Consider the following 19129-nt stretch of genomic DNA (forward strand, 5'->3'; position numbering starts at 1 on the left):
GGGATCTACGAACCGGACTTGCGCTTGTTCCATACGTCGAAGCCGACCGCGGCGAGCAGCGCGAGCCCCTTGATGACCTGCTGCCAGTCGGTGCCGACGCTGAGCAGGTTCATGCCGTTGTTGAGCACACCGAGGACCAGGCCGCCGATGATCGCGCCGAGGACGGTGCCGACACCGCCGCTCATCGACGCGCCGCCGATGAAGGACGAGGCGATGGCCTCCAGCTCGAAGTTGAGACCGGCCTTCGGCGAGGCCGCGTTCAGGCGGGCGGCCACGACCAGACCCGCCAGGGCCGCGAGCACGCCCATGTTCAGGAAGACCGCGAAGGTGACCTTCTTGTCCTTGACGCCGGAGAGCTTCGCCGCGGGCAGGTTGCCGCCGATGGCGTAGATGTGCCGGCCGAAGATCGAGTTGCGCATGACGTAGCCGTAACCGACCACCAGCACACCGAGGATGAGCAGCACGATCGGCGCGCCCTCGTAGCTGGCGAGCAGCATCGTGACGGTGAGGATCGCGGCGATGATCGCGACCAGCTTCAGCAGGAACAGGTTGCGCGGCGGGACCTCGAGCGCGAACTCCTTCTGGCGCCCCCGGTCCCGCACCTCCTGCATGACCACGAAGACGATCAGGGCGAGGCCGAGCAGCAGCGTGATGTTGTGGTAGTTGGTGTTCGGGCCGACCTCCGGCAGGAAGCCGTTGCCCATCTTCCCCATGCCCTCGGGGAACGGGCCGAGCGTCTGCCCCTTGAGGAGGATCTCCGTCAGACCGCGGAACAGCAGCATTCCGGCGAGGGTGACGATGAAGGAGGGTATGCCGAGGTAGGCGATCATGAAGCCCTGGAGCGAACCCGCCACGGCGCCCACGGCCAGGCAGAGCACCAGCGCCAGCGGCCACGCCATCCCGTGCTGCACGGTCAGGACGGCCGCGAACGCGCCGGTGAACGCGGTGAGCGAGCCGACCGAGAGGTCGATATGGCCCGCGATGATCACCAGCATCATGCCGATCGCGAGGATCAGGATGTAGCTGTTCTGCAGCACCAGGTTCGAGACGTTGCGCGGCAGCAGCAGGTCGCCGTCGGTCCACACGGCGAACAGGACGACGATCAGGCCGAGCGCGAGCAGCATGCCGTACTGGCGCATGTTGCGGCGCAGGCCGTCCAGCACCAGGCCCAGCAGACCGCTGTCCGCTGAACCGCCCGGCGGCGCGGTGGCCGGGCTCTTGTCGGTCACATCGGTGCTCATCGCGTTACCTCTTCGCCTGTCTTGTCTTTTGTCATCTGACGCATCAGCACTTCCTGCGTGGCGTCGGCCCGCGCCACCTCACCGGTGAGCCGTCCGGCGGCCATGGTGTAGATGCGGTCGCACATGCCGAGCAGCTCCGGCAGCTCGGAGGAGATGAAGACGACCGCCTTGCCCTGGGCGGCCAGTTGGTCGATGACCGTGTAGATCTCGTACTTGGCGCCCACGTCGATGCCGCGGGTCGGCTCGTCCAGGATCAGCACATCGGGACCCGCGAAGATCCACTTGCTGAGGACGACCTTCTGCTGGTTGCCGCCCGAGAGCTTGCCGACCGGCTCGAAGACCGTCGGCGCCTTGATGTTCATCGACTTGCGGTAGCCCTCGGCGACCTGCCGCTCCTCGTGCTCGTCGACGACCCCGCGCTTCGAGACCTTGTTCAGGGCGGTCAGCGAGATGTTGCGGTTGATCGTGTCGATGAGGTTGAGGCCGTAGTGCTTGCGGTCCTCGGTGACGTACGCGATGCCGTGCCCGATCGCCTCCGCGACGGTCTTCGTACGGATCTCCTGGCCGTCCTTGAGGACCGTGCCGCCCGCATGCCGCCCGTACGTACGCCCGAAGACGCTCATCGCGAGCTCGGTGCGGCCGGCGCCCATCAGTCCCGCGATGCCGACGATCTCGCCGCGCCGCACCTGGACCGACACATCGTCGACGACCTTGCGCTGCTGGTCGATCGGGTGGTGCACGGTCCAGTTACGGATCTCCAGGGCGGGCGCGGCGCCCTCCTCCGGCTGGTGCGGAGTGCGGTCGGGGAAGCGGTTGTCGAGGTCGCGGCCGACCATGCCGGAGATGATCCGGTCCTCGGTCGTCTCCGCGGCCTTCACGTCCAGCGTCTCGATGGACCGGCCGTCCCGCAGGATCGTCACCGAGTCGGCGACGCGACGGATCTCGTTGAGCTTGTGGGAAATGATGATCGAGGTGATGCCCTGCTGCTTCAACTCCAGGATCAGGTCGAGGAGTTTGCCGCTGTCCTCGTCGTTGAGAGCCGCCGTCGGCTCGTCGAGGATGAGCAGCTTCACCTTCTTGGAGAGCGCCTTGGCGATCTCCACGAGCTGCTGCTTGCCCACACCGATGTCGGAGACGCGGGTCTCCGGGTGGTCGGAGAGCCCCACCCGGCGCAGCAGCGCGCTGGCGTGCTTGAGGGTCTCGGTCCAGTCGATGAAGCCGCGCTTGGCGTGCTCGTTGCCGAGGAAGATGTTCTCGGCGAGGGAGAGGAACGGCACGAGGGCCAGTTCCTGGTGGATGATGACGATGCCGCGCTGCTCGCTCGCCCGGATGTCCTTGAAGTGGCAGGCCTCTCCATCGAAGAGGATCTCGCCCTCGTAACTCCCGTGCGGATGGACGCCGGAGAGCACCTTCATCAAGGTGGACTTTCCCGCACCGTTCTCCCCGCAGATGGCGTGGACCTCGCCCTGACGGACCGTCAGCGTGACGTCCGACAGCGCTTTGACACCGGGAAAGGTCTTGACGATCGAGCGCATTTCCAGGACGGGTCCCGCCATGGTCGTGCCTTCCAATCACTAGGTGGGAGCGGTTACTTGAGGTCGCCCTCGGTGTAGAAGCCGCCGTCCACCAGAATCTGCTTGTAGTTGGACTTGTCGACGCTCACCGGCTTCAGCAGGTAGGCGGGGACGACCTTGGCGCCGTTGTCGTAGGTCTTGGTGTCGTTGACCTCGGGCTTCTTGTCGTTGAGCGAGTCATCGACCATGCCGGAGGCGACCTTGGCCAGCTTGCGGAGGTCCTTGTAGACGGTCTGCGTCTGCCGTCCCGCGACGATCGACTTCACCGACGCCAGCTCGGCGTCCTGGCCGGTGACCACCGGCAGCGGCTTGGACGACGAGCCGTAGTTGTCGGACTTCAGCGCCGACAGGATGCCGATGGAGATGCCGTCGTACGGCGAGAGCACCGCGTCGACCTTCTCGCTCTTGTACGACTTGGTGAGGACGTCGTCCATCCGCTTCTGGGCGGTGGCGCCGTCCCAGCGCAGCGTGGTGACCTGGTTGAGCGCGGTCTGACCGGAGCGGATCACCAGCTTCTTCTGGTCGATGTACGGCTTGAGCACGCTCATCGCGCCGCCGAAGAAGTACTTGGTGTTGTTGTCGTCGTTGGAACCGGCGAACAGCTCGAGGTTGAAGGGGCCCTTGCCGTCCTTCAGGCCGAGCTTGTCGACGATGTAACTGGCCTGCAGCTCACCGACCTTGGTGTTGTCGAAGGACGCGTAGTAGTCGACGTTCTTCGAGTCGAGGATCAGCCGGTCGTAGGCGATGACCGGGATCTTCGCGTCGTGTGCCTGCTGCAGCACGTTCGTGAGCGACTTGTTGTCGATGGCCGCCACGATCAGCGCCTTGACGCCCTGCGTGATCAGGTTCTCGATCTGCGAGACCTGCTGGTCGGGGTCGTCCTCCCCGTAGACCAGCTTGGTCTTGTACCCCTTGGCCTGCAGTTCCTTGACAACGTTGTTGCCGTCGGAGATCCAGCGTTCGGACGACTTGGTCGGCATCGCGACGCCGACGGTGCCGCCCTTGGCGCTGCCTGCCTTCTCCTCACTGCCGCCGTCGCTGCTCTGGCCGCAGGCCGAGAGGGTGAGGGCGAGGGACGCGGTCGCGGCCAGCGCGGAGAGTGCGGCTCGGCGGTTTCGCATGGTCATCATCCTTGATGTGTGAATACGAGCTCGGGGCGGGGAAGCGAAGTCACCTGCGGGGAACGCGAGTTGACCGAGGCGAGATGCGTTGGATTGTGCGCGGCCCTGTCGGGTTATGTGAAGTTGTGTTTCCGGAACGTTATTCAGCCGTGTCGAACCGCTTCAGATCACCCGGCAGCCGGGAGCCGAGCGGGGCCATGGATCCGGCCGCCCCGTGCCGTGCCAGCAGGTCCAGGGCGAGCCGCCCCCGCCGCACCCGCTCCTTCGCGGTGGCCAGCGTCAGCTCCCGCAGGTGGTGCCCGTACGGGTAGATGCCGGGCGTCTTGGACAGCCCGAACTTCAGATACAGCGGCGCGCCGCGCCGGATCAGCTCGGCCACCTCGTACATGCGGACATAGCCGCCGAGGTCGTCCGGCGCCTCGATGTACATGTCCATCGGCGCGGCCGACACCCGGCGGATCTCGGTGAGGTGGTCCAGGGTCAGGTCGCTCGGCACATTGAGGGAGTCGGCGCCGAGCCGCTCGAAGACGGCGTACGCGGCCGGGTTGACGGGCCCGATCAGCGCCGAGACCTTGAGCGTCGTATCGGCGGGGATGATCCCGGCGACCCGCGCCCGGTGCAGCGTCCACAGCACACCCTCGTCGGCGACGAGCAGGCACTTGACGCCCAGCTCCGTCGCCCGTACGGCGTCCTCGACGCAGCCGGCGACGGCGTTGTGGCCCCGGGCGCGCAGCCCGGCGCCGCCCGAGTCGGTGCGCACCGAGGCGCCGGTGTCCCAGGTGCCGCGGGGTCCTGTGAACAGGCAGAGCTCGATGTCGCGCTCGGCCGTGGCCTCGACCATCTCGATGATCTCGGCGTCCGTGAGCATCCACACGCCGCTGCCCTGGCTGATCCGGTGGATCGGCACATCGAGCCGGGAGGACTCCTTGAGCACCACGGCCAGCGCCTCGGGACCCTCGCACGACGGGATCTCGGTGCGCCAGCGGCCGCCGCCGGGGAAGGCGTGCGGGGAGGCGTCCGCCGGATCGGCGGCGGGGGAGGGCAGGCCGAGAGCGGAGAGCGCGGGTTCGCCGGGGTGGCGGGGTGAGCCGGGGTGACGGGGTGAGTCGGTCACGCTAGTCCTTAGTCCTTTACGGTTGTTCGGTATGTCGGACGGGGTCCGGTTCCCTTAGGGGCGGCGGGTGCAGATCGGGGCCCTAAGGCCGCAGCAGCACCTTCCCCACCTTCGGATCCCCGGCTCCCACCCACTCGATGGCCTCGGCGAACCGCTCCAGCGGCACCTCGTGCGTCACCAGCGGCATCGGGTCGAGCAGCCCCGCCCCGAACATCCGCACCGCGTGCGCCCACGCGTCGGGTCCTGCCCCGAACACGGTGTGCACCTCCAGCTGCCGCACCACCAGATCCGTCGGGTCGAGCCCTTCGGCGCCGGCCGCAGGAAGTCCGGTGAGCACCAGGCGCCCGCCCCGCCGCAGCAGACGCGCGGCGGTCCGCGCCGCCGACGCCGAACCGGCGGCCTCGATCACGACGTCGATGTCGTCCGGCAGCGGGCCGTCGTGCAGCCGGAAGTCCGTCGCCCCGAACTGCCGTGCCAGCCCGGCCCGTTCTTCCTTGGTGCCGACGACGAGCAGCTCCGCGGGCGAGTTCGCCGCGAGGAACTGCACGGCCAACATCCCGAGCGTCCCGGTGCCGACCACCGCGACCCGCTCCCCGGGCCTGGCCCCCGCCTTGAGCGCCGCGGCCGCGACGCACGCGGCCGGTTCCAGGAGTGCGGCGGCGCTCAGCTCGGCGTCGTCGGGGAGCACGTGCAGCAGCCGGGCCGGGAGGACCAGCGTCGCGGCCATCGCCCCCGGCTGCGTGAAGCCCGTCTCCTCGTACCCGGCGGTGCACAGCGTCGTGTCACCGGCATGGCACCGCTCGCACACCTGACAGTTCCGGAAGCCCTCGCCGACGACCTTGCGCCCGACGAGCCCGTCCGGCACCCCCGCGCCCACAGCCTCCACGACACCGGACCACTCGTGCCCCGGCGTCAGCGGGTAACGGACGTACTCCGCGGGCCGGTTGCCCTGGTACACCTCACGGTCACTGCCGCAGATCCCCACGGCGTGCACCCGCACCCGCGCCTCGCCGGGCCCCGGCAGCGCGGGCTCGTGCGGTACGAGCCGGTGCCGGCCGGGACCGTCGACGACGACGGCGGAGCTCACTCGGACGCCTTGGGCGCGCGCTTCTCCCAGCCCTCGGCCCACAGGTCGAACCGGGCCTGCTGCTGCGGGAATTCGGCGGCCGCGTCCACATCGAGCTCGACGCCGAGCCCCGGCTCGTGCGACAGCTCGAAGTAGCCGTCCACGACCTGCGGCGCGCCCTTCACGACCTTCTTGATGTCGGCGTCCGCGAAGTCGTTGAAGTGCTCCAGGATCTTGAAGTTGGGCGAGGTGAACCCGACCTGCAGCGAAGCGGCCGTCAGCACCGGGCCGCCCACGTTGTGCGGCGCGACGAGCATGTAATGCGTCTCGGCGGTCGCGGCGAGCTTGCGCGTCTCCCAGATGCCGCCGAGGTGGCCGACATCGGGCTGGATGATGTCGACGGCCTGGCTCTCGAACAGCTCCCGGAACTCGATCCGGTCGTGGATCCGCTCACCGGTCGCCATCGGGATGTCGACCTTCGCGGCGACCTTCTCCAGCGCCTTGAGGTTCTCCGGCGGCACCGGCTCCTCCAGCCACGCGGGCTTGAACGGGGCCAGGTCCCTGGCGAGCCGGATCGCGGTGGCGGGGGAGAACCGCCCGTGCATCTCCAGCATGAGTTCGGCGTCGGGCCCGATCGCGTCGCGCACGGCCTCGATCAACGAGACGGCGTACAGGGACTGTTCGTGGTCGAGCTCGAAGTGCCCGGTCCCGAACGGGTCGATCTTCAGCGCCTTGTACCCGCGCTCGATCACCGCCTGCGCGGCCTTGTGGTACGCCTCCGGGGTCCGCTCGGTGGTGTACCAGCCATTGGCGTACGCCTTGACCCTGTCGGTCACCTTGCCGCCGAGCAGCTGCCACACCGGCACGCCGAGCGCCTTGCCCTTGATGTCCCAGCAGGCCATCTCCACCACGGCGATGCCGGACATGACGATCTCGCCGGCCCGCCCGTAGTCGCCGTACTTCATCCGCCGCACGAGATCCTCGACGGCGAACGGATCGGAGCCGACAATGTGGTTGGCCAACGCTTCGTTCAAGTAGCCGATGAGCGCGTCGGTGTGGCCCAGCATGCGGGTCTCGCCGACGCCGGTGATCCCCTCGTCGGTGTGCACCTGGACATAGGTCAGATTCCGCCATGGCGTTCCGACCACATGTGTGCTGATTCCCGTGATGCGCAAGGCAGTTGCCCCCTGTGCCGTTCGATATTTCGTCACTCGTTCGAAATGCTGGCGTGACAGTAAGGACGGGCCGGTGGGGGTGTCAATGGTTCTGCGCGGAGGATTGCCGAGTCTTGTGCTCGGCGGAACACGCGGTTGTGCACAGAAGATTCACAGCACCGGCTTTTTCCGTTACCTGCCGGGCGCTTAGCCTCCGTACGTCATGGACTACTGCCACCCGTGCCGCAGGCACCTCAACGGGGCCCTGGCCTGCCCGGGCTGCGGGACCCCCGCCGATGCCGTGCGCGCCTACGCCGAGGCGCGCGCCGCGCAGGAGGCGGTCGAGGAGCCTGCCGCGGAGCCGGGCGGCGAACCCGCCCGGCCGCGCGGCAGACGCCGCACCCGCCGGGCGCACCGTCGACGCCGGGGACGCATTCTCCTGGCCACGGCGGGCCTCGCCCTCGCCGCGGGCGGCCTCAGCCTCGCCGAACTCGGCACCGAGTCCTCCGGGGGCGGCGACGCCCAGGCGGCGCCGGACACGGCCGACGCCACCGACACCGTGACGGAGGCGGACGCCACGTCGGCGACCGGTGGCCCGGCCGCGCACTCCTCCGGCGCACCGACGTCGGCATCGGCCTCGCCCGGGGCGTCGGCGTCGTCGTCGGCATCACCGAGCGCGACGGCAAGCTCCGGTTCTCCGTCGGCGGACGCCGGCAGCGGTGAGGACGGCGGCAGCGGCGCCCCGGCGAACGGCCCGTCGTCCGAGGCCGGTTCACCCCAGGGCTCCCCGTCCACGACGCACCCGACCAGCGCGGCCCCCCACCCCACGACGGCGCCCCCGACCCCCGCCCCGACCCCGTCGGAGACGTGCAACCGATTTCTGTGGTGGTGCACGTAGCGGAAGAAGGGTCCTAGTGGTCCGGGGTCACTCCACCCCGACCATCGTCCGCAGCATGTCCCGCAGCGCCAGTCGTTCGTCCCGGGAGAGCCCGGACAGCGGCTCGCGCGCGAAGTCGAGGGAGTCCCGCAGGCTCCGCGCGATCCGCGCGCCCTCCGCCGTGGGCGCGGCCATCTTCACGCGCCGGTCGCCGGGCGACGGCTGCCGCTCCACGAGCTCCCGCGTCTCCAGGCGGTCCACGATGCCCGTGATGTTCGACGGCTCGCACTTCAGCCGCTGTGCGATCTGCCGCATCGGCAGCGGTTCGAGCGCCAGCAGGCTCAGCACCCGCGCCTGCGCCCCGGTCAGTCCGTGCCGCGCCGCCGCCTCCTCGTACTCCTGGTAGTAGCGCGCGACGACGGCCCCGATCAGCTCGACCACTTCGAGCGTGAGCGGGTCGGTGCGGGGCAGTCGGGTGGCGGTCATGGCTCCAGCGTACCCAGTTACTTGACATCCTGAAATATTCAGGAGCATGGTTGTTTCACATACTGAAGTACTTCCCCCCCTCCGCGACGAAGGATCAGCGCATGCCCGCCGAGACCCCCCAGATCCCCGCCACCGGCCGCGAGTGGGCCCTGATCAGCCGTCCCGTCGGCTGGCCGAAGCCCGAGGACTTCGAGCTGCGCGAGGCCCCGGTCGCCGAGCCGGGCCCCGGCCAGGTCCTGGTCAAGAACCTCTACGTCTCGGTCGACCCGTACATGCGCGGCCGGATGAGCGCCGCGAAGTCGTACGTGGCGCCGTACGAGCTGGGCAAGGCCATGCAGGCCGGCGCGGTCGGCGAAGTCATCGCCTCGAACGACGAGGGCGTCGCGGTCGGCGACCACGTGCTGCACTTCTTCGGCTGGCGCGAGTACGCGACGTTCGACGCCAAGCAGGCCGTGAAGGTCGACCCCGACGCGGCGCCCCTGTCGACGTACCTCGGCGTGCTCGGCATGACGGGCCTCACCGCGTACGCGGGCCTGCTGCGCACGCTCTCCTTCAAGGAGGGCGACAGCGTCTTCGTCTCCGGCGCGGCGGGCGCGGTCGGCGGCCAGGTCGGTCAGATCGCCAAGCTCAAGGGCGCCTCGCGGGTCATCGGCTCGGCCGGTTCGGACGAGAAGGTCAAGCTCCTGATCGAGGAGTACGGCTTCGACGCGGCCTTCAACTACAAGACCGGCAGCGTGCACGAGCAGCTGAAGGAGGCGGCCCCCGACGGCATCGACACGTACTTCGACAACGTCGGCGGCGACCACCTGGAGGCGGCCATCGCCCGGCTGAACCGCGACGGCCGCATCGCCATCTGCGGCGCGATCTCCGTCTACAACAGCACGGAGCCGGCCCCCGGCCCGCGCAACCTCTCCCGCCTGATCCAGACCCGCGGCCGCATCGAGGGCTTCCTCGTCGGCGACCACTACGACCTGCAGCCGCAGTTCGTGCAGGAGGTCGGCGGCTGGGTCCGCTCCGGCGAGCTGAAGTACCGCGAGACGGTCGTCGAGGGCATCGAGAACAACCTGGAGGCGTTCCTCGGCGTCCTGCGCGGCGACAACACCGGCAAGATGGTCGTCAAGCTCTGACGCTTCGCCTCTTCGCCGGGCCGTGCCGGCCGGCTTCTGTCGGTGGCCCCCGTCTTCTGTGACGGGGGCCACTTTCGTTCCCGCGCACATTCGATACGCTGCTTCCATCTAACGGATACAGCTTTCCGCATATTGGAATTAGGGAGCACGGGTATGGCCATCACGCAGTCCGACGTCGTCTACACCGCCGTAGCCACCGCCGAGAACGGCCGCGACGGCCGCGTCGCCACCGACGACGGCAAGCTCGACGTCGTCGTCAACCCGCCCAAGGAGCAGGGCGGTTCGGGTGCCGGCACCAACCCCGAGCAGCTCTTCGCGGCCGGTTACAGCGCCTGCTTCCAGGGCGCCCTCGCCGTCGTCGCCCGCCAGGAGGGCATCGACATCGCCGGCTCGACCGTCACCGCGAAGGTCGGCATCGGCAAGAACGACGACGGCTTCGGCCTGATCGTCGACATCTCGGCGGCCATCCCGAACGCGGACACGGCCACCGCCACGTCCCTGATCGAGAAGGCGCACCAGGTCTGCCCGTACTCCAAGGCGACCCGCGGCAACATCACGGTCACGCTCTCGGTCTGAGTGGGCTCGACCGGCCGACGGCCCCGGCCCGTCCCGTAAGGTTTGCGCCATGCGTGATCTCGGGGCGGGCTTCGGCTATTTGATGAAAGGGCAGCGCTGGGTTGCCCAGCACGGCAAGCAGTTCGGCTGGAGCCTGCTGCCCGGTCTCATCACCCTCGTCCTGTACGCGGCGGCCCTGGTCTGCCTGGCCATATGGGGCGCCGACTTCGTCGGCTGGGCGACCCCCTTCGCCGACGACTGGTCGTCCCCGTGGGGCGGCCTGTTCCGCGGCCTGCTGACGGCGGTCCTCTTCGCCCTGGCCCTGCTGCTCGCGGTGCTGACCTTCACGGCCGTCACGCTCCTGATCGGCCAGCCGTTCTACGAGTCCCTCTCCGAGCAGGTCGACCTGGCCGAGGGCGGCCACGCCCCGGAGTCCGGCCTGCCGCTCTGGCGCGACCTGTGGATCTCGGCGCGCGACAGCCTGCGCATCCTGATCCGGGCGTGCCTGTGGGGTCTCCTCCTCTTCGCGCTCGGCTTCGTGCCCTTCGTCGGCCAGACGGTCATCCCGGTCCTCGGCTTCTTCGTCACGGGCTTCTTCCTCTCGGAGGAGCTCACGTCCGTGGCACTGCAGCGCCGAGGCGTCCAACTCCGCGACCGCCTGGCCCTGTTGCGTTCGAGGAAGGGTCTGGCGTGGGGCTTCGGAACGCCCTTGGCGGTGGCCTTCCTGGTCCCGGTCGTGGCGGTGTTCCTGATGCCGGGGGCGGTGGCGGGAGCAACGCTGATGGTGCGGGACATGCAGGGCGACCTCGCGGGGCCGGCGCCCACGGACAACCAGCACCCGGCGTCCGGCGACGACGGTGCGGACGAGACCACGCGAGGACTGACCGCATGAAAACAGCGAACCTGGGCGTCCTCTTCGCCATAGAACTCGTCGCTCTCGGCGCGGTCGGCGCCTACGGCTTCACCCGCGACGTGTCAGCGCCGCTGGCCTGGCTGCTCGGCATGGCCGGCCTGGCTCTCATGATCACCACCTGGGCCCTCTTCGGCTCCCAGAAGGCCCGCTACAAGACCCGCGGAACGGTACGCGTCGCCTTCGAGATCGTCTGGTTCGGCGCGGGAGTCGTGGCCCTTGCGCTCTCCGGCGCGTACATCTGGGCGGCGGTCTTCGCGGCGGTCTGCGCGCTGAGCAAGGGCCTCGCGGTGCACTGGAACCAGTAGCTCAGAACCAGTAGCTCAGCCCTGGGTCCCGGCCTCGGCTTCGGCCTCGCCCAGCAGCACCAGGAAATCGCGGAACGCCCCGGGCATGTCCACCGACTCCGGGTCGAGCAACCACTGGTACTGCAGTCCGTCCATCACCGCGACGAGCAGCGGCGCGGTCCGCTCCGGCGTGAGCCCGCTCGGCAGCCGCTCCCCGTACTCGGCGCGCAGCACCTCCGTCATCGACTCGCGTACGCCGACGTAGCGCCGGGTGAAGAACCCGCGCGCCGGATGCCCCTCGGTGACCGACTCCCCGAGCAGCGCCGAGAAGGTCTGCACGATGCCCGGCCGCATCGCGTTGTACTCCACGAGCGAGCCGAGCAGATCGAGCCGCCACCGGCTGTCCGGCACCGCGTCCCACCGGTCCCGGTCCGCGAGCACCGCGACGAGCAGCGCCTCCTTCGTCGGGAAGTGGTGGAGCAGCCCCTGCTGGGTGAGCCCCACGCGCTCGGCGACCGCCGAGAGGCTCGCGCCCCGGTACCCGCGCTCGGCGATCACCTCGAGCGCGGCCCGCAGGATCTCGGCCCGCCGTTCCTCGCTCCTGGCGGTTCTGGTGCTGCTCATGCGGTCACCGTACGACATCGCGAGAGCGCCCCGGCGGTGTATTTATAACGTCGGAGTAACGAAACCTACCGCTCTACAGGTAGCGGGTGCAGGATGGACGTGCTCAAGGGGAGTGCGCGGTGGGCCTGCCCACCGGATGCGCTCAGACGTACGTGATGACCTCGACGAGGAGGGCCGGCATGGCGACCCAGACAGACGGTTTCAGCGGCGGCGCGGACGACAGGGACCCGGCCCGCGAGGCGGTGGTCGAGGCGGCGCTCGGCAAGCTCGGCCTCGACACCAAGGCGCGACTGCTCGCCGGCCACGACATGTGGTCGCTGCCCGCGATCCCCGAGATCGGCCTGGCCCCGCTGATCATGTCCGACGGTCCGATCGGGGTGCGCGGGGTGCGCTGGACCGCCGACGACCCGTCGATCGCCCTGCCCTCCCCGACGGCGCTCGCCGCCACCTGGGACCCCGCGCTCGCCCGCAGGGCAGGCGCCCTGCTCGCCCAGGAAGCCCGCCGCAAGGGCGTCCACGTACTGCTCGCGCCGACCGTGAACCTGCACCGGTCGCCGCTCGGCGGCCGCCACTTCGAGGCGTACAGCGAGGACCCGTACCTCACCGGCGCCATCGGCACCGGCTACGTCCAGGGCGTCCAGTCCGGCGGCGTCGGCACCACGGTCAAGCACTTCGTCGCCAACGACGCCGAGACCGACCGCTTCACCGTCGACAACCTCGTCTCCGCCCGCGCCCTGCGCGAGCTGTACCTGGCCCCCTTCGAGACCATCGTCGCGGGCGCCCACCCGTGGGGCATCATGACCGCCTACAACACGGTCAACGGCACGACGATGACCGAACACCGCTACCTCGTGAACGAGGTCCTGCGCGGCGAATGGGGCTTCGACGGCTTCAACGTCTCCGACTGGACGGCCGCCCGCTCCACCACCGGCGCGCTCAAGGGCGGCCTCGACGTCGCCATGCCGGGCCCAGGGACCGTGTACGGGCCCGCGCTCGCCGTCGCAGTCCGGGCCGGCGAGGTGGAGGAGTCCGAGGTCGACGCCGCCGTGCGCAACGTGCTGCGGCTCGCCGCCCGCGTCGGCATCCTCGAAGGCGCCGAGCCGGTCGTGCCCCCCTCGGCCCGCCCCGCCGAGATCGACGGCGTGGCCCTGGCCCGCGAGGTCGCCCGCCGCGCCTTCGTCCTCGTCCGCAACTCCGGTGTCCTGCCGCTGCGTTCGGACGCGAAGATCGCCCTCATCGGCGCCGCCGCCCGTGACGCCCGGATCCTCGGCGGCGGCTCGGCCACCGTCTTCCCCGACCGCATCGTCTCCCCGCTCGACGGCCTCACCGCCGCGGTGGACTCCCTCACCTACGCCGTCGGCGCCGACCCGAGCGACGAACTCGCCGCCGCGGACAAGGGGTTCGAGCTGCGCGCCGTCTGCCGCGACGCCGACGGCACCGTCATCGGCGAACGCTCACTGCCGAGCGGCCAGCTCCAGTGGATGGGCGACGACCTGCCCGCCGGCGTCACCCATGAGACGCTGCACAGCATCGAGATCAAGGGCACCTTCACCCCGCGCGTGAGTGGCGACCACGCCTTCGGCACGCGCGGCCTCGGCGCCTTCACCCTCACCGTCGACGGCGCCGTCCTCTACGACGGCGTACAGGCGATGGGCGACGAGGGCGACCCCTTCGAGGCGTTCTTCGGCGCCCCGCTGGAGCGCGGCAAGGCGACGCTGACGGCGGACGAGCCGGTGGAGGTCTCCCTGCTGCACCCGCTGGACAAGTCCATCGCCATGCCGCTGCCGGCCGTGATCTTCACCTTCACGCACCTCGAACCGCGCCGCGACGCGGACACCCTGATCGCCGAGGCGGTCGAGGCCGCGCGGGACGCCGAGGTCGCCGTCGTCGTGGTCGCCACCACCGACCGCGTGGAGTCCGAGGGCTTCGACCGCACCGATCTGCGCCTCCCCGGCCGCCAGGACGACCTCGTACGCGCCGTCGCCGCCGCCAACCCGAACACCGTCGTCGTCGTCAACTCCGGCTCCCCGGTGGAACTTCCGTGGCGTGAGGACGTCGCGGCCGTGCTGCTGAGCTGGTTCCCCGGCCAAGAGGGCGGCGACGCGCTCGCCGACGTGCTGCTCGGCGCCGAGGAACCGGGCGGCCGACTGCCCACCACCTGGGGCTCGTTCGAGGACGCACCGGTCACCCAGGTCACCCCGACCGACGGCGAACTCGCCTACACCGAGGGCGTGTTCATCGGCTACCGCGCCTGGGACAAGGCCGGCGCCACGCCCTCGTACCCGTTCGGCCACGGCCTCGGCTACACCGACTGGACGTACGAGTCGATCGACGTGACCGGCACGACCGCCACGGTCCGCGTCCGCAACACAGGACCCCGCCCAGGACGCGAGACCGTCCAGCTCTATCTGTCCCCGAACGAGCCCGACGCGGACCGCCCGGCCCGCTGGCTGGCCGGCTTCGCGAGCGTCGCGGCCGCACCCGGCGAGACCGTCGAGGCGGTCGTCGAACTCCCGCGCCGCGCCTTCGAGATCTGGGACGAGAAGGCGGGCGCGTGGGCGCACCAGCCGGGTCCCTACGAGCTGACGGCCGGCCGTTCGCTCACCGACGGCCGCGTCAGCGAGACGCTCGTCGCCTGACGACGGGCCCCTCGACTCAGGGGCGGCGGCACCTGACCCCGCCGCCCCTGTGCCCGTACCGGCGAGCTGTTCTACCGGCGCACCCCGAACCCGTACACGGTCTCCGAGCGGTACACCTCGCCGGGCCGCAGCACCGTGCTCGGGAACTCGGGCCGGTTCGGCGAATCCGGGAAGTGCTGCGTCTCCAAAGCGATCCCGGCGCCCGGCGCGAACGGCAGCGCCTCGGCGAAACCGTCCGCGGTGTAGAGCTGCAGCCCCGGTTCGGTCGTGGCGATGGTCAGCACCCGGCCCGACGCCGGATCGTGCAGTTCGGCCACCTCCTCGGCCGCCGCGGTGACCCCCTTGTCGAGCACGTAGTTGTGGTCGTACCCCGCCCCGACCTTCCGGCTCTCCCGGAAGTCGAACCGCGTCCCGCCGACCTCCGTCGGCTCACCGGTCGGAATCAGCTCGTCGTCCACAGCGGTCACCTGCCCGGCGTCGATCCGCACCTCATGACCGCCCGCCGCGCTCCCGGACTCCGCCCCGCCCAGATTCCAGTAGCTGTGGTTGGTCAGGTTCACGATCGTCGGGGCATCGGTCACCGCCTCGTAGGAGAGACGCAGCACCCCGCCCTCCTCGAGCGCGTACGTCACCGAGACCTCGAGCCGGCCGGGGAACCCCTCCTCGCCGTGCGGGGAGACCCGGCTCAGCCGCAGCGCGTGCTCACCGACCGCCTCCGCGTCCCATACCCGCTTGTCGAAACCGCGCTCGCCGCCGTGCAACGAGTTCTCACCGTTGTTCTGCGCGAGGTGGTAGACCCGCTCGTCGAGCAGGAAGCGGCCGCCCGCGATCCGGTTCGCGTACCGTCCGACCGTGGCACCCAAGTAGGGCTCGGGGAGGGTCAGATACGTGGCCAGATCGGGGTACCCGAGCACAATGTCGGCCGTGGCCCCCTCGCGGTCCGGCACCTCGACCGACTGCAGGACACCCCCGTACGTCAGGACGCGCACCCGCACCCCGTCCCTTTCCAGGGTCCAGCGGTGGACGTCGGTGCCGTCGGGAAGGGCGTCGAAGAGTTCGCTGCGCATGATCGAGACCCTACGCCCGCCCCCTGGTCCCTCAGACGAGCGGCTCCTTCGCCGTCACTCCGCGGTACGCCAGCGCCGCGAGCCGCGCCTGCCCGTCCCTGCTGGGATGGAACCAGTCCCAGTGGCTCAACTGGTCCTCGTCGAACCGGTACCCGAACACCGCGCCACCGTCGGACCGGCACCGCCGGTCCTTCGCGCACACGTCCTTCAGCACCTCGTTGTACGCCTCGACGCGCTGCTGCACCACGTCGCGGCGCGCGATGGCCGCGGCGTCCATGGCATCCGGATCGGCCAGCATCGACGAGCAGATCCCCAGCTTCCACACCTGCTTGCCCAGCGGATTGTCCCGCCCCTCGGACCAGAGCCGCTTCAGGTCCGGCACGCTCATCACGTACACCTGCGCCTTGGGAGCCGCACGCCGCAACTGACGCAGCGCCTCCTCGAAATCGGCCCGGAAGCCGGCCACCGGCGTCATGGCCTTCGACGTCGACCGGCACGCGTCGTTCGCCCCCGCCATCACCGCCACCAGCTCGGGCTTCGCCGCGCCGGCCCGCGCCATCTGCGCCGGCAAATCGGCCATCCGCGCCCCGGTCCGCGCGTAGTTCCAACTGTGCGTCCTGGCCCGGCTCTTACCGAGCAGCCGTACGGCCAGGCTCTTGACCTGCGCGTCGGTGCCGGTCGCCCAGGAGACCTCGGGACAGTCGGACAGCACGGAGCAGGCGTCGAACCCGCGCGTGATCGAATCACCCACCGCCGCAACGGAACGCGGACTCGTGTCCCACGCCGGAGTGGGCTTCGGCGACGGCTTCGCGGCGGTGGACCCCTTGGGACCGGGGGAGTTGCCACCGGAGGCGTCACACGCGGTGAGCGAAGTGACACCGAGCACCGCCGCCGTCACAGCGGCGACCGCGGCCCGAGAGGCAGTCGACCGGTGGTTTCGCTTCCGCATCCTGTGGTCCCCTCGGTCGCTCGCTGCCGTCTCGTGCCGGTGCGCTTCCACCCGTTGTCGCCGTACGCAGGGCCGGGGTTGCGCCCCGCCGGGTGAAAGGTCGGTGTTTGTGCGCCCCGGGACCGACAGTACGTCACACTCCTTGCACCGCTGCGCGATAGCCTCGCCCCGGGGTCACCGGTCGACCCGGTGAGACCCCGCTGTACCGGTTCCGCTAAATTACAACACGTCAGATGTGTCCCTTTTTGTCTGGACCTTTTCGATCCGGGCACAAGGGGAAGAAGGCTCGGCACGGGCGCGAGGCCGCTGGGGAAGGCGAACCTCGACCCACACTGGAGGTCCGGTGACGACACGTGGAGTTCTGTACGTGCACTCCGCGCCGCGCGCGCTGTGCCCGCACGTCGAATGGGCGGTCGCGGGCGTACTCGGCGCGCGCGTCAGCCTCGACTGGATCAGGCAGCCCGCGGCGCCTGGCACCTGGAGATCCGAATTCTCCTGGCGAGCCGAGGCGGGCACGGCGTCCAAGCTTGCCTCGGCGCTGCGCGGCTGGCAGTTGCTGCGCTTCGAGGTGACGGCCGAACCCTGCGCCACCGCCGAGGGCGAGCGCTACAGCGCCACTCCCGAACTCGGAATCTTCCACGCCGTCACCGGAATCCACGGCGACATCCTCATCCCCGAGGACCGTCTGCGCGCCGCTCTGGCCCGCTCCAGGGGCGGCGAGACGGACCTGGAGTCCGAGGTCGCCGAGCTCCTCGGCAAGCCCTGGGACGACGAACTGGAGCCGTTCCGCTATGCCGGGGAAGGCGCCCCGGTCCGCTGGCTCCACCAGGTGGTGTAATCCGCGGGGTGAACAACGCGGGGTAATGATCCGGCCGAAAGCAGTGGGCCCGCCCGGGAGTTCCCGGGCGGGCCCACTTCACGTTCACAGCGCCTTCGCGGCGCGTCAGCCGCGTCGGGCGGCTCAGATTTCAGACCTCAGATCTCAGACCTCAGGCCTCAGACCGAACGGAACGCCAGAACCACGTTGTGCCCACCGAAGCCGAACGAGTCGTTCAGCGCGGCGATCCGGCCCTCGACGGGCAGCTTGCGCGCCTCGCCACGGACGATGTCCGCGGCCGCCTCGGCCTCGGGGTCCAGGTTCTCCACGTTGATCGTCGGCGGGGCGATCCGGTGGTACAGCGCCAGCACCGACGCCACACTCTCGACGCCGCCGGCGCCGCCGAGCAGGTGCCCGGTCATGGACTTCGTCGCGGAGACGGCCATGTGGTCGGTGTCGTCACCGAAGACGCTGCGCAGCGCCTTCAGCTCGGCCACGTCTCCGGCCGGCGTCGACGTCGCGTGCGCGTTCACGTGCACGATCTCCGCCGGGTCCAGGTCGGTGTTGGCCATCAGGTTCTGCAGGGCCTGCGCGATGCCCCGGCCGCCCGGCTCCGGCTGCACGATGTCGTGGCTGTCGGCGGAGATGCCCTGGCCGAGCGCCTCCGCGTAGACGCGGGCGCCGCGCTGGGCGGCGTGCTCGGCCGACTCCAGGATGACAACGCCGGCGCCCTCGCCGAGAACGAAGCCGTCCCGGGCGGTGTCGTAGGGGCGCGAAGCACCCTGCGGGTCGTCGTTGTTCTTGGACATCGCCATCATGTTGCCGAACGCGGCGATGGGCAGCGGGTGGATGGCCGCCTCGGTGCCACCGCAGACGACGACGTCGGCGCGGCCGGTGCGGATCATCTCGATGCCGTAGCCGATGGCCTCGGCGCCCGACGCGCAGGCGGAGACCGGGGTGTGCACACCGGCGCGGGCGTTCACGGCGAGGCCCACGTTGGCCGAGGGGCCGTTGGGCATCAGCATCGGCACGGTGTGCGGGGAGACGCGGCGGACGCCCTTCTCCTTCAGCACGTCGTACTGGTCGAGGAGCGTGGTCACGCCGCCGATGCCGGACGCGATGACGGCACCCAGACGCTCGGGGTCGATGGCCGGGTCGTCGCCGGCCTTGTCGGTGAAACCGGCGTCGGCCCAGGCTTCCTTGGCGGCGATCAGCGCGAACTGCGCGGAACGGTCCAGCTTGCGGGCCTGCGGGCGAGGAATGACCTCGCTCGGGTCCACGGCGGCCGGCGCCGCGATACGGACCGCCTGCTCGGCGGCCCACTCCTGCTCGAGGGGCTTGACACCGGAACGTCCGGCGACCAGGCCCTCCCAGGTGGTCTTCGCGTCGCCACCCAGCGGTGAGGTTGCGCCGATACCGGTGACGACCACGGTGCGATTGGTCGGGCTCACAGGAATTCTTTCTCCAACGGATGCGAGGGATTCAGCGGCGCCACCGCCGGGTGGCGGAGCGACTGACCGG

18 protein-coding genes are annotated in these 19129 nt (G+C 70.1%); 7 read left to right on the forward strand and 11 right to left on the reverse strand.

Features of this window, described 5'->3' with window-relative positions; all coding sequences use genetic code 11:
• Window positions 1-5: 5 nt before the first annotated feature.
• The 6 genes from mmsB to ACIREE_RS23460 form a co-directional block, all read right to left on the reverse strand.
• A complete protein-coding gene (gene mmsB / locus ACIREE_RS23435) occupies window positions 6-1241 on the reverse strand; it encodes a multiple monosaccharide ABC transporter permease (RefSeq protein ID WP_404155354.1) in 1236 nt (411 codons plus the stop codon).
• Entirely contained in the window at window positions 1238-2797 is a 1560-nt protein-coding gene (gene mmsA, locus ACIREE_RS23440; protein ID WP_404155357.1) for a multiple monosaccharide ABC transporter ATP-binding protein, read from the reverse strand. Before mmsA ends, mmsB begins: the two co-directional genes overlap by 4 nt.
• 32 nt (window positions 2798-2829) lie before the next feature.
• The gene (gene chvE, locus ACIREE_RS23445) at window positions 2830-3936 is read right to left on the reverse strand and encodes a multiple monosaccharide ABC transporter substrate-binding protein (protein WP_404155359.1); all 1107 of its coding nucleotides are present in this window, start codon (window positions 3934-3936) and stop codon (window positions 2830-2832) included.
• A gap of 139 nt (window positions 3937-4075) precedes the next feature.
• Window positions 4076-5050, reverse strand: a complete 975-nt coding sequence (locus ACIREE_RS23450) for a hypothetical protein (protein ID WP_404155362.1) — start codon at window positions 5048-5050, stop codon at window positions 4076-4078.
• An 82-nt stretch (window positions 5051-5132) separates the two neighbouring features.
• On the reverse strand, window positions 5133-6137 hold the full coding sequence (locus ACIREE_RS23455) for a zinc-binding dehydrogenase (protein WP_404155364.1): 1005 nt from the start codon (window positions 6135-6137) through the stop codon (window positions 5133-5135).
• Window positions 6134-7291: a mandelate racemase/muconate lactonizing enzyme family protein gene (locus ACIREE_RS23460; RefSeq protein ID WP_404155367.1), complete on the reverse strand. Its 1158-nt coding sequence runs from the start codon at window positions 7289-7291 to the stop codon at window positions 6134-6136. Before ACIREE_RS23460 ends, ACIREE_RS23455 begins: the two co-directional genes overlap by 4 nt.
• 202 nt (window positions 7292-7493) lie before the next feature.
• On the opposite strand from ACIREE_RS23460, the gene ACIREE_RS23465 reads away from it, so the two are divergent.
• The gene (locus tag ACIREE_RS23465; RefSeq protein WP_404155370.1) at window positions 7494-8168 is read left to right on the forward strand and encodes a hypothetical protein; all 675 of its coding nucleotides are present in this window, start codon (window positions 7494-7496) and stop codon (window positions 8166-8168) included.
• 27 nt (window positions 8169-8195) lie between these two features.
• Here ACIREE_RS23465 and ACIREE_RS23470 read toward each other — a convergent pair whose 3' ends face one another.
• The gene (locus ACIREE_RS23470; RefSeq protein WP_404155373.1) at window positions 8196-8633 is read right to left on the reverse strand and encodes a MarR family winged helix-turn-helix transcriptional regulator; all 438 of its coding nucleotides are present in this window, start codon (window positions 8631-8633) and stop codon (window positions 8196-8198) included.
• A gap of 101 nt (window positions 8634-8734) precedes the next feature.
• Here ACIREE_RS23470 and ACIREE_RS23475 point away from each other — a divergent pair, with 101 nt between their 5' ends.
• From ACIREE_RS23475 to ACIREE_RS23490, 4 genes are all read left to right on the forward strand, one after another.
• Window positions 8735-9760 carry an NADP-dependent oxidoreductase gene (locus tag ACIREE_RS23475; protein WP_404155376.1) on the forward strand — a complete coding sequence of 342 codons (1026 nt, stop codon included), beginning with the start codon at window positions 8735-8737 and terminating at the stop codon, window positions 9758-9760.
• A gap of 153 nt (window positions 9761-9913) precedes the next feature.
• Window positions 9914-10336, forward strand: coding sequence for an organic hydroperoxide resistance protein (locus ACIREE_RS23480; RefSeq protein ID WP_404155379.1), 423 nt, complete (start codon window positions 9914-9916; stop codon window positions 10334-10336).
• 49 nt (window positions 10337-10385) lie between these two features.
• On the forward strand, window positions 10386-11207 hold the full coding sequence (locus tag ACIREE_RS23485) for an EI24 domain-containing protein (RefSeq protein ID WP_404155382.1): 822 nt from the start codon (window positions 10386-10388) through the stop codon (window positions 11205-11207).
• Window positions 11204-11533, forward strand: a complete 330-nt coding sequence (locus ACIREE_RS23490; protein ID WP_404155384.1) for a YrdB family protein — start codon at window positions 11204-11206, stop codon at window positions 11531-11533. Before ACIREE_RS23485 ends, ACIREE_RS23490 begins: the two co-directional genes overlap by 4 nt.
• Before the next feature lie 15 nt (window positions 11534-11548).
• Here the strand turns inward: ACIREE_RS23490 and ACIREE_RS23495 are convergent, their stop codons facing one another.
• Entirely contained in the window at window positions 11549-12154 is a 606-nt protein-coding gene (locus tag ACIREE_RS23495) for a TetR/AcrR family transcriptional regulator (RefSeq protein WP_404155387.1), read from the reverse strand.
• Between the two features lie 161 nt (window positions 12155-12315).
• On the opposite strand from ACIREE_RS23495, the gene ACIREE_RS23500 reads away from it, so the two are divergent.
• Window positions 12316-14775, forward strand: a complete 2460-nt coding sequence (locus tag ACIREE_RS23500; RefSeq protein WP_404155390.1) for a beta-glucosidase — start codon at window positions 12316-12318, stop codon at window positions 14773-14775.
• A gap of 71 nt (window positions 14776-14846) precedes the next feature.
• Here ACIREE_RS23500 and ACIREE_RS23505 read toward each other — a convergent pair whose 3' ends face one another.
• Together ACIREE_RS23505 and ACIREE_RS23510 are read right to left on the reverse strand one after the other, a co-directional pair.
• On the reverse strand, window positions 14847-15842 hold the full coding sequence (locus ACIREE_RS23505; RefSeq protein WP_404155393.1) for an aldose epimerase family protein: 996 nt from the start codon (window positions 15840-15842) through the stop codon (window positions 14847-14849).
• 31 nt (window positions 15843-15873) lie between these two features.
• Complete coding sequence (locus tag ACIREE_RS23510; RefSeq protein ID WP_404155396.1) at window positions 15874-16791, reverse strand: SGNH/GDSL hydrolase family protein; 918 nt, start codon at window positions 16789-16791, stop codon at window positions 15874-15876.
• A gap of 343 nt (window positions 16792-17134) precedes the next feature.
• Between ACIREE_RS23510 and ACIREE_RS23515 the strand changes: the two genes are divergently transcribed.
• The gene (locus ACIREE_RS23515) at window positions 17135-17629 is read left to right on the forward strand and encodes a DUF3145 domain-containing protein (protein WP_404155399.1); all 495 of its coding nucleotides are present in this window, start codon (window positions 17135-17137) and stop codon (window positions 17627-17629) included.
• A gap of 158 nt (window positions 17630-17787) precedes the next feature.
• Here ACIREE_RS23515 and ACIREE_RS23520 read toward each other — a convergent pair whose 3' ends face one another.
• Window positions 17788-19059: a beta-ketoacyl-[acyl-carrier-protein] synthase family protein gene (locus ACIREE_RS23520; RefSeq protein ID WP_404155402.1), complete on the reverse strand. Its 1272-nt coding sequence runs from the start codon at window positions 19057-19059 to the stop codon at window positions 17788-17790.
• Window positions 19060-19129: the final 70 nt, after the last annotated feature.

Origin of the sequence: Streptomyces sp. NPDC102467 (genome assembly GCF_044765445.1) — a bacterium.
Lineage (GTDB): Bacteria > Actinomycetota > Actinomycetes > Streptomycetales > Streptomycetaceae > Streptomyces.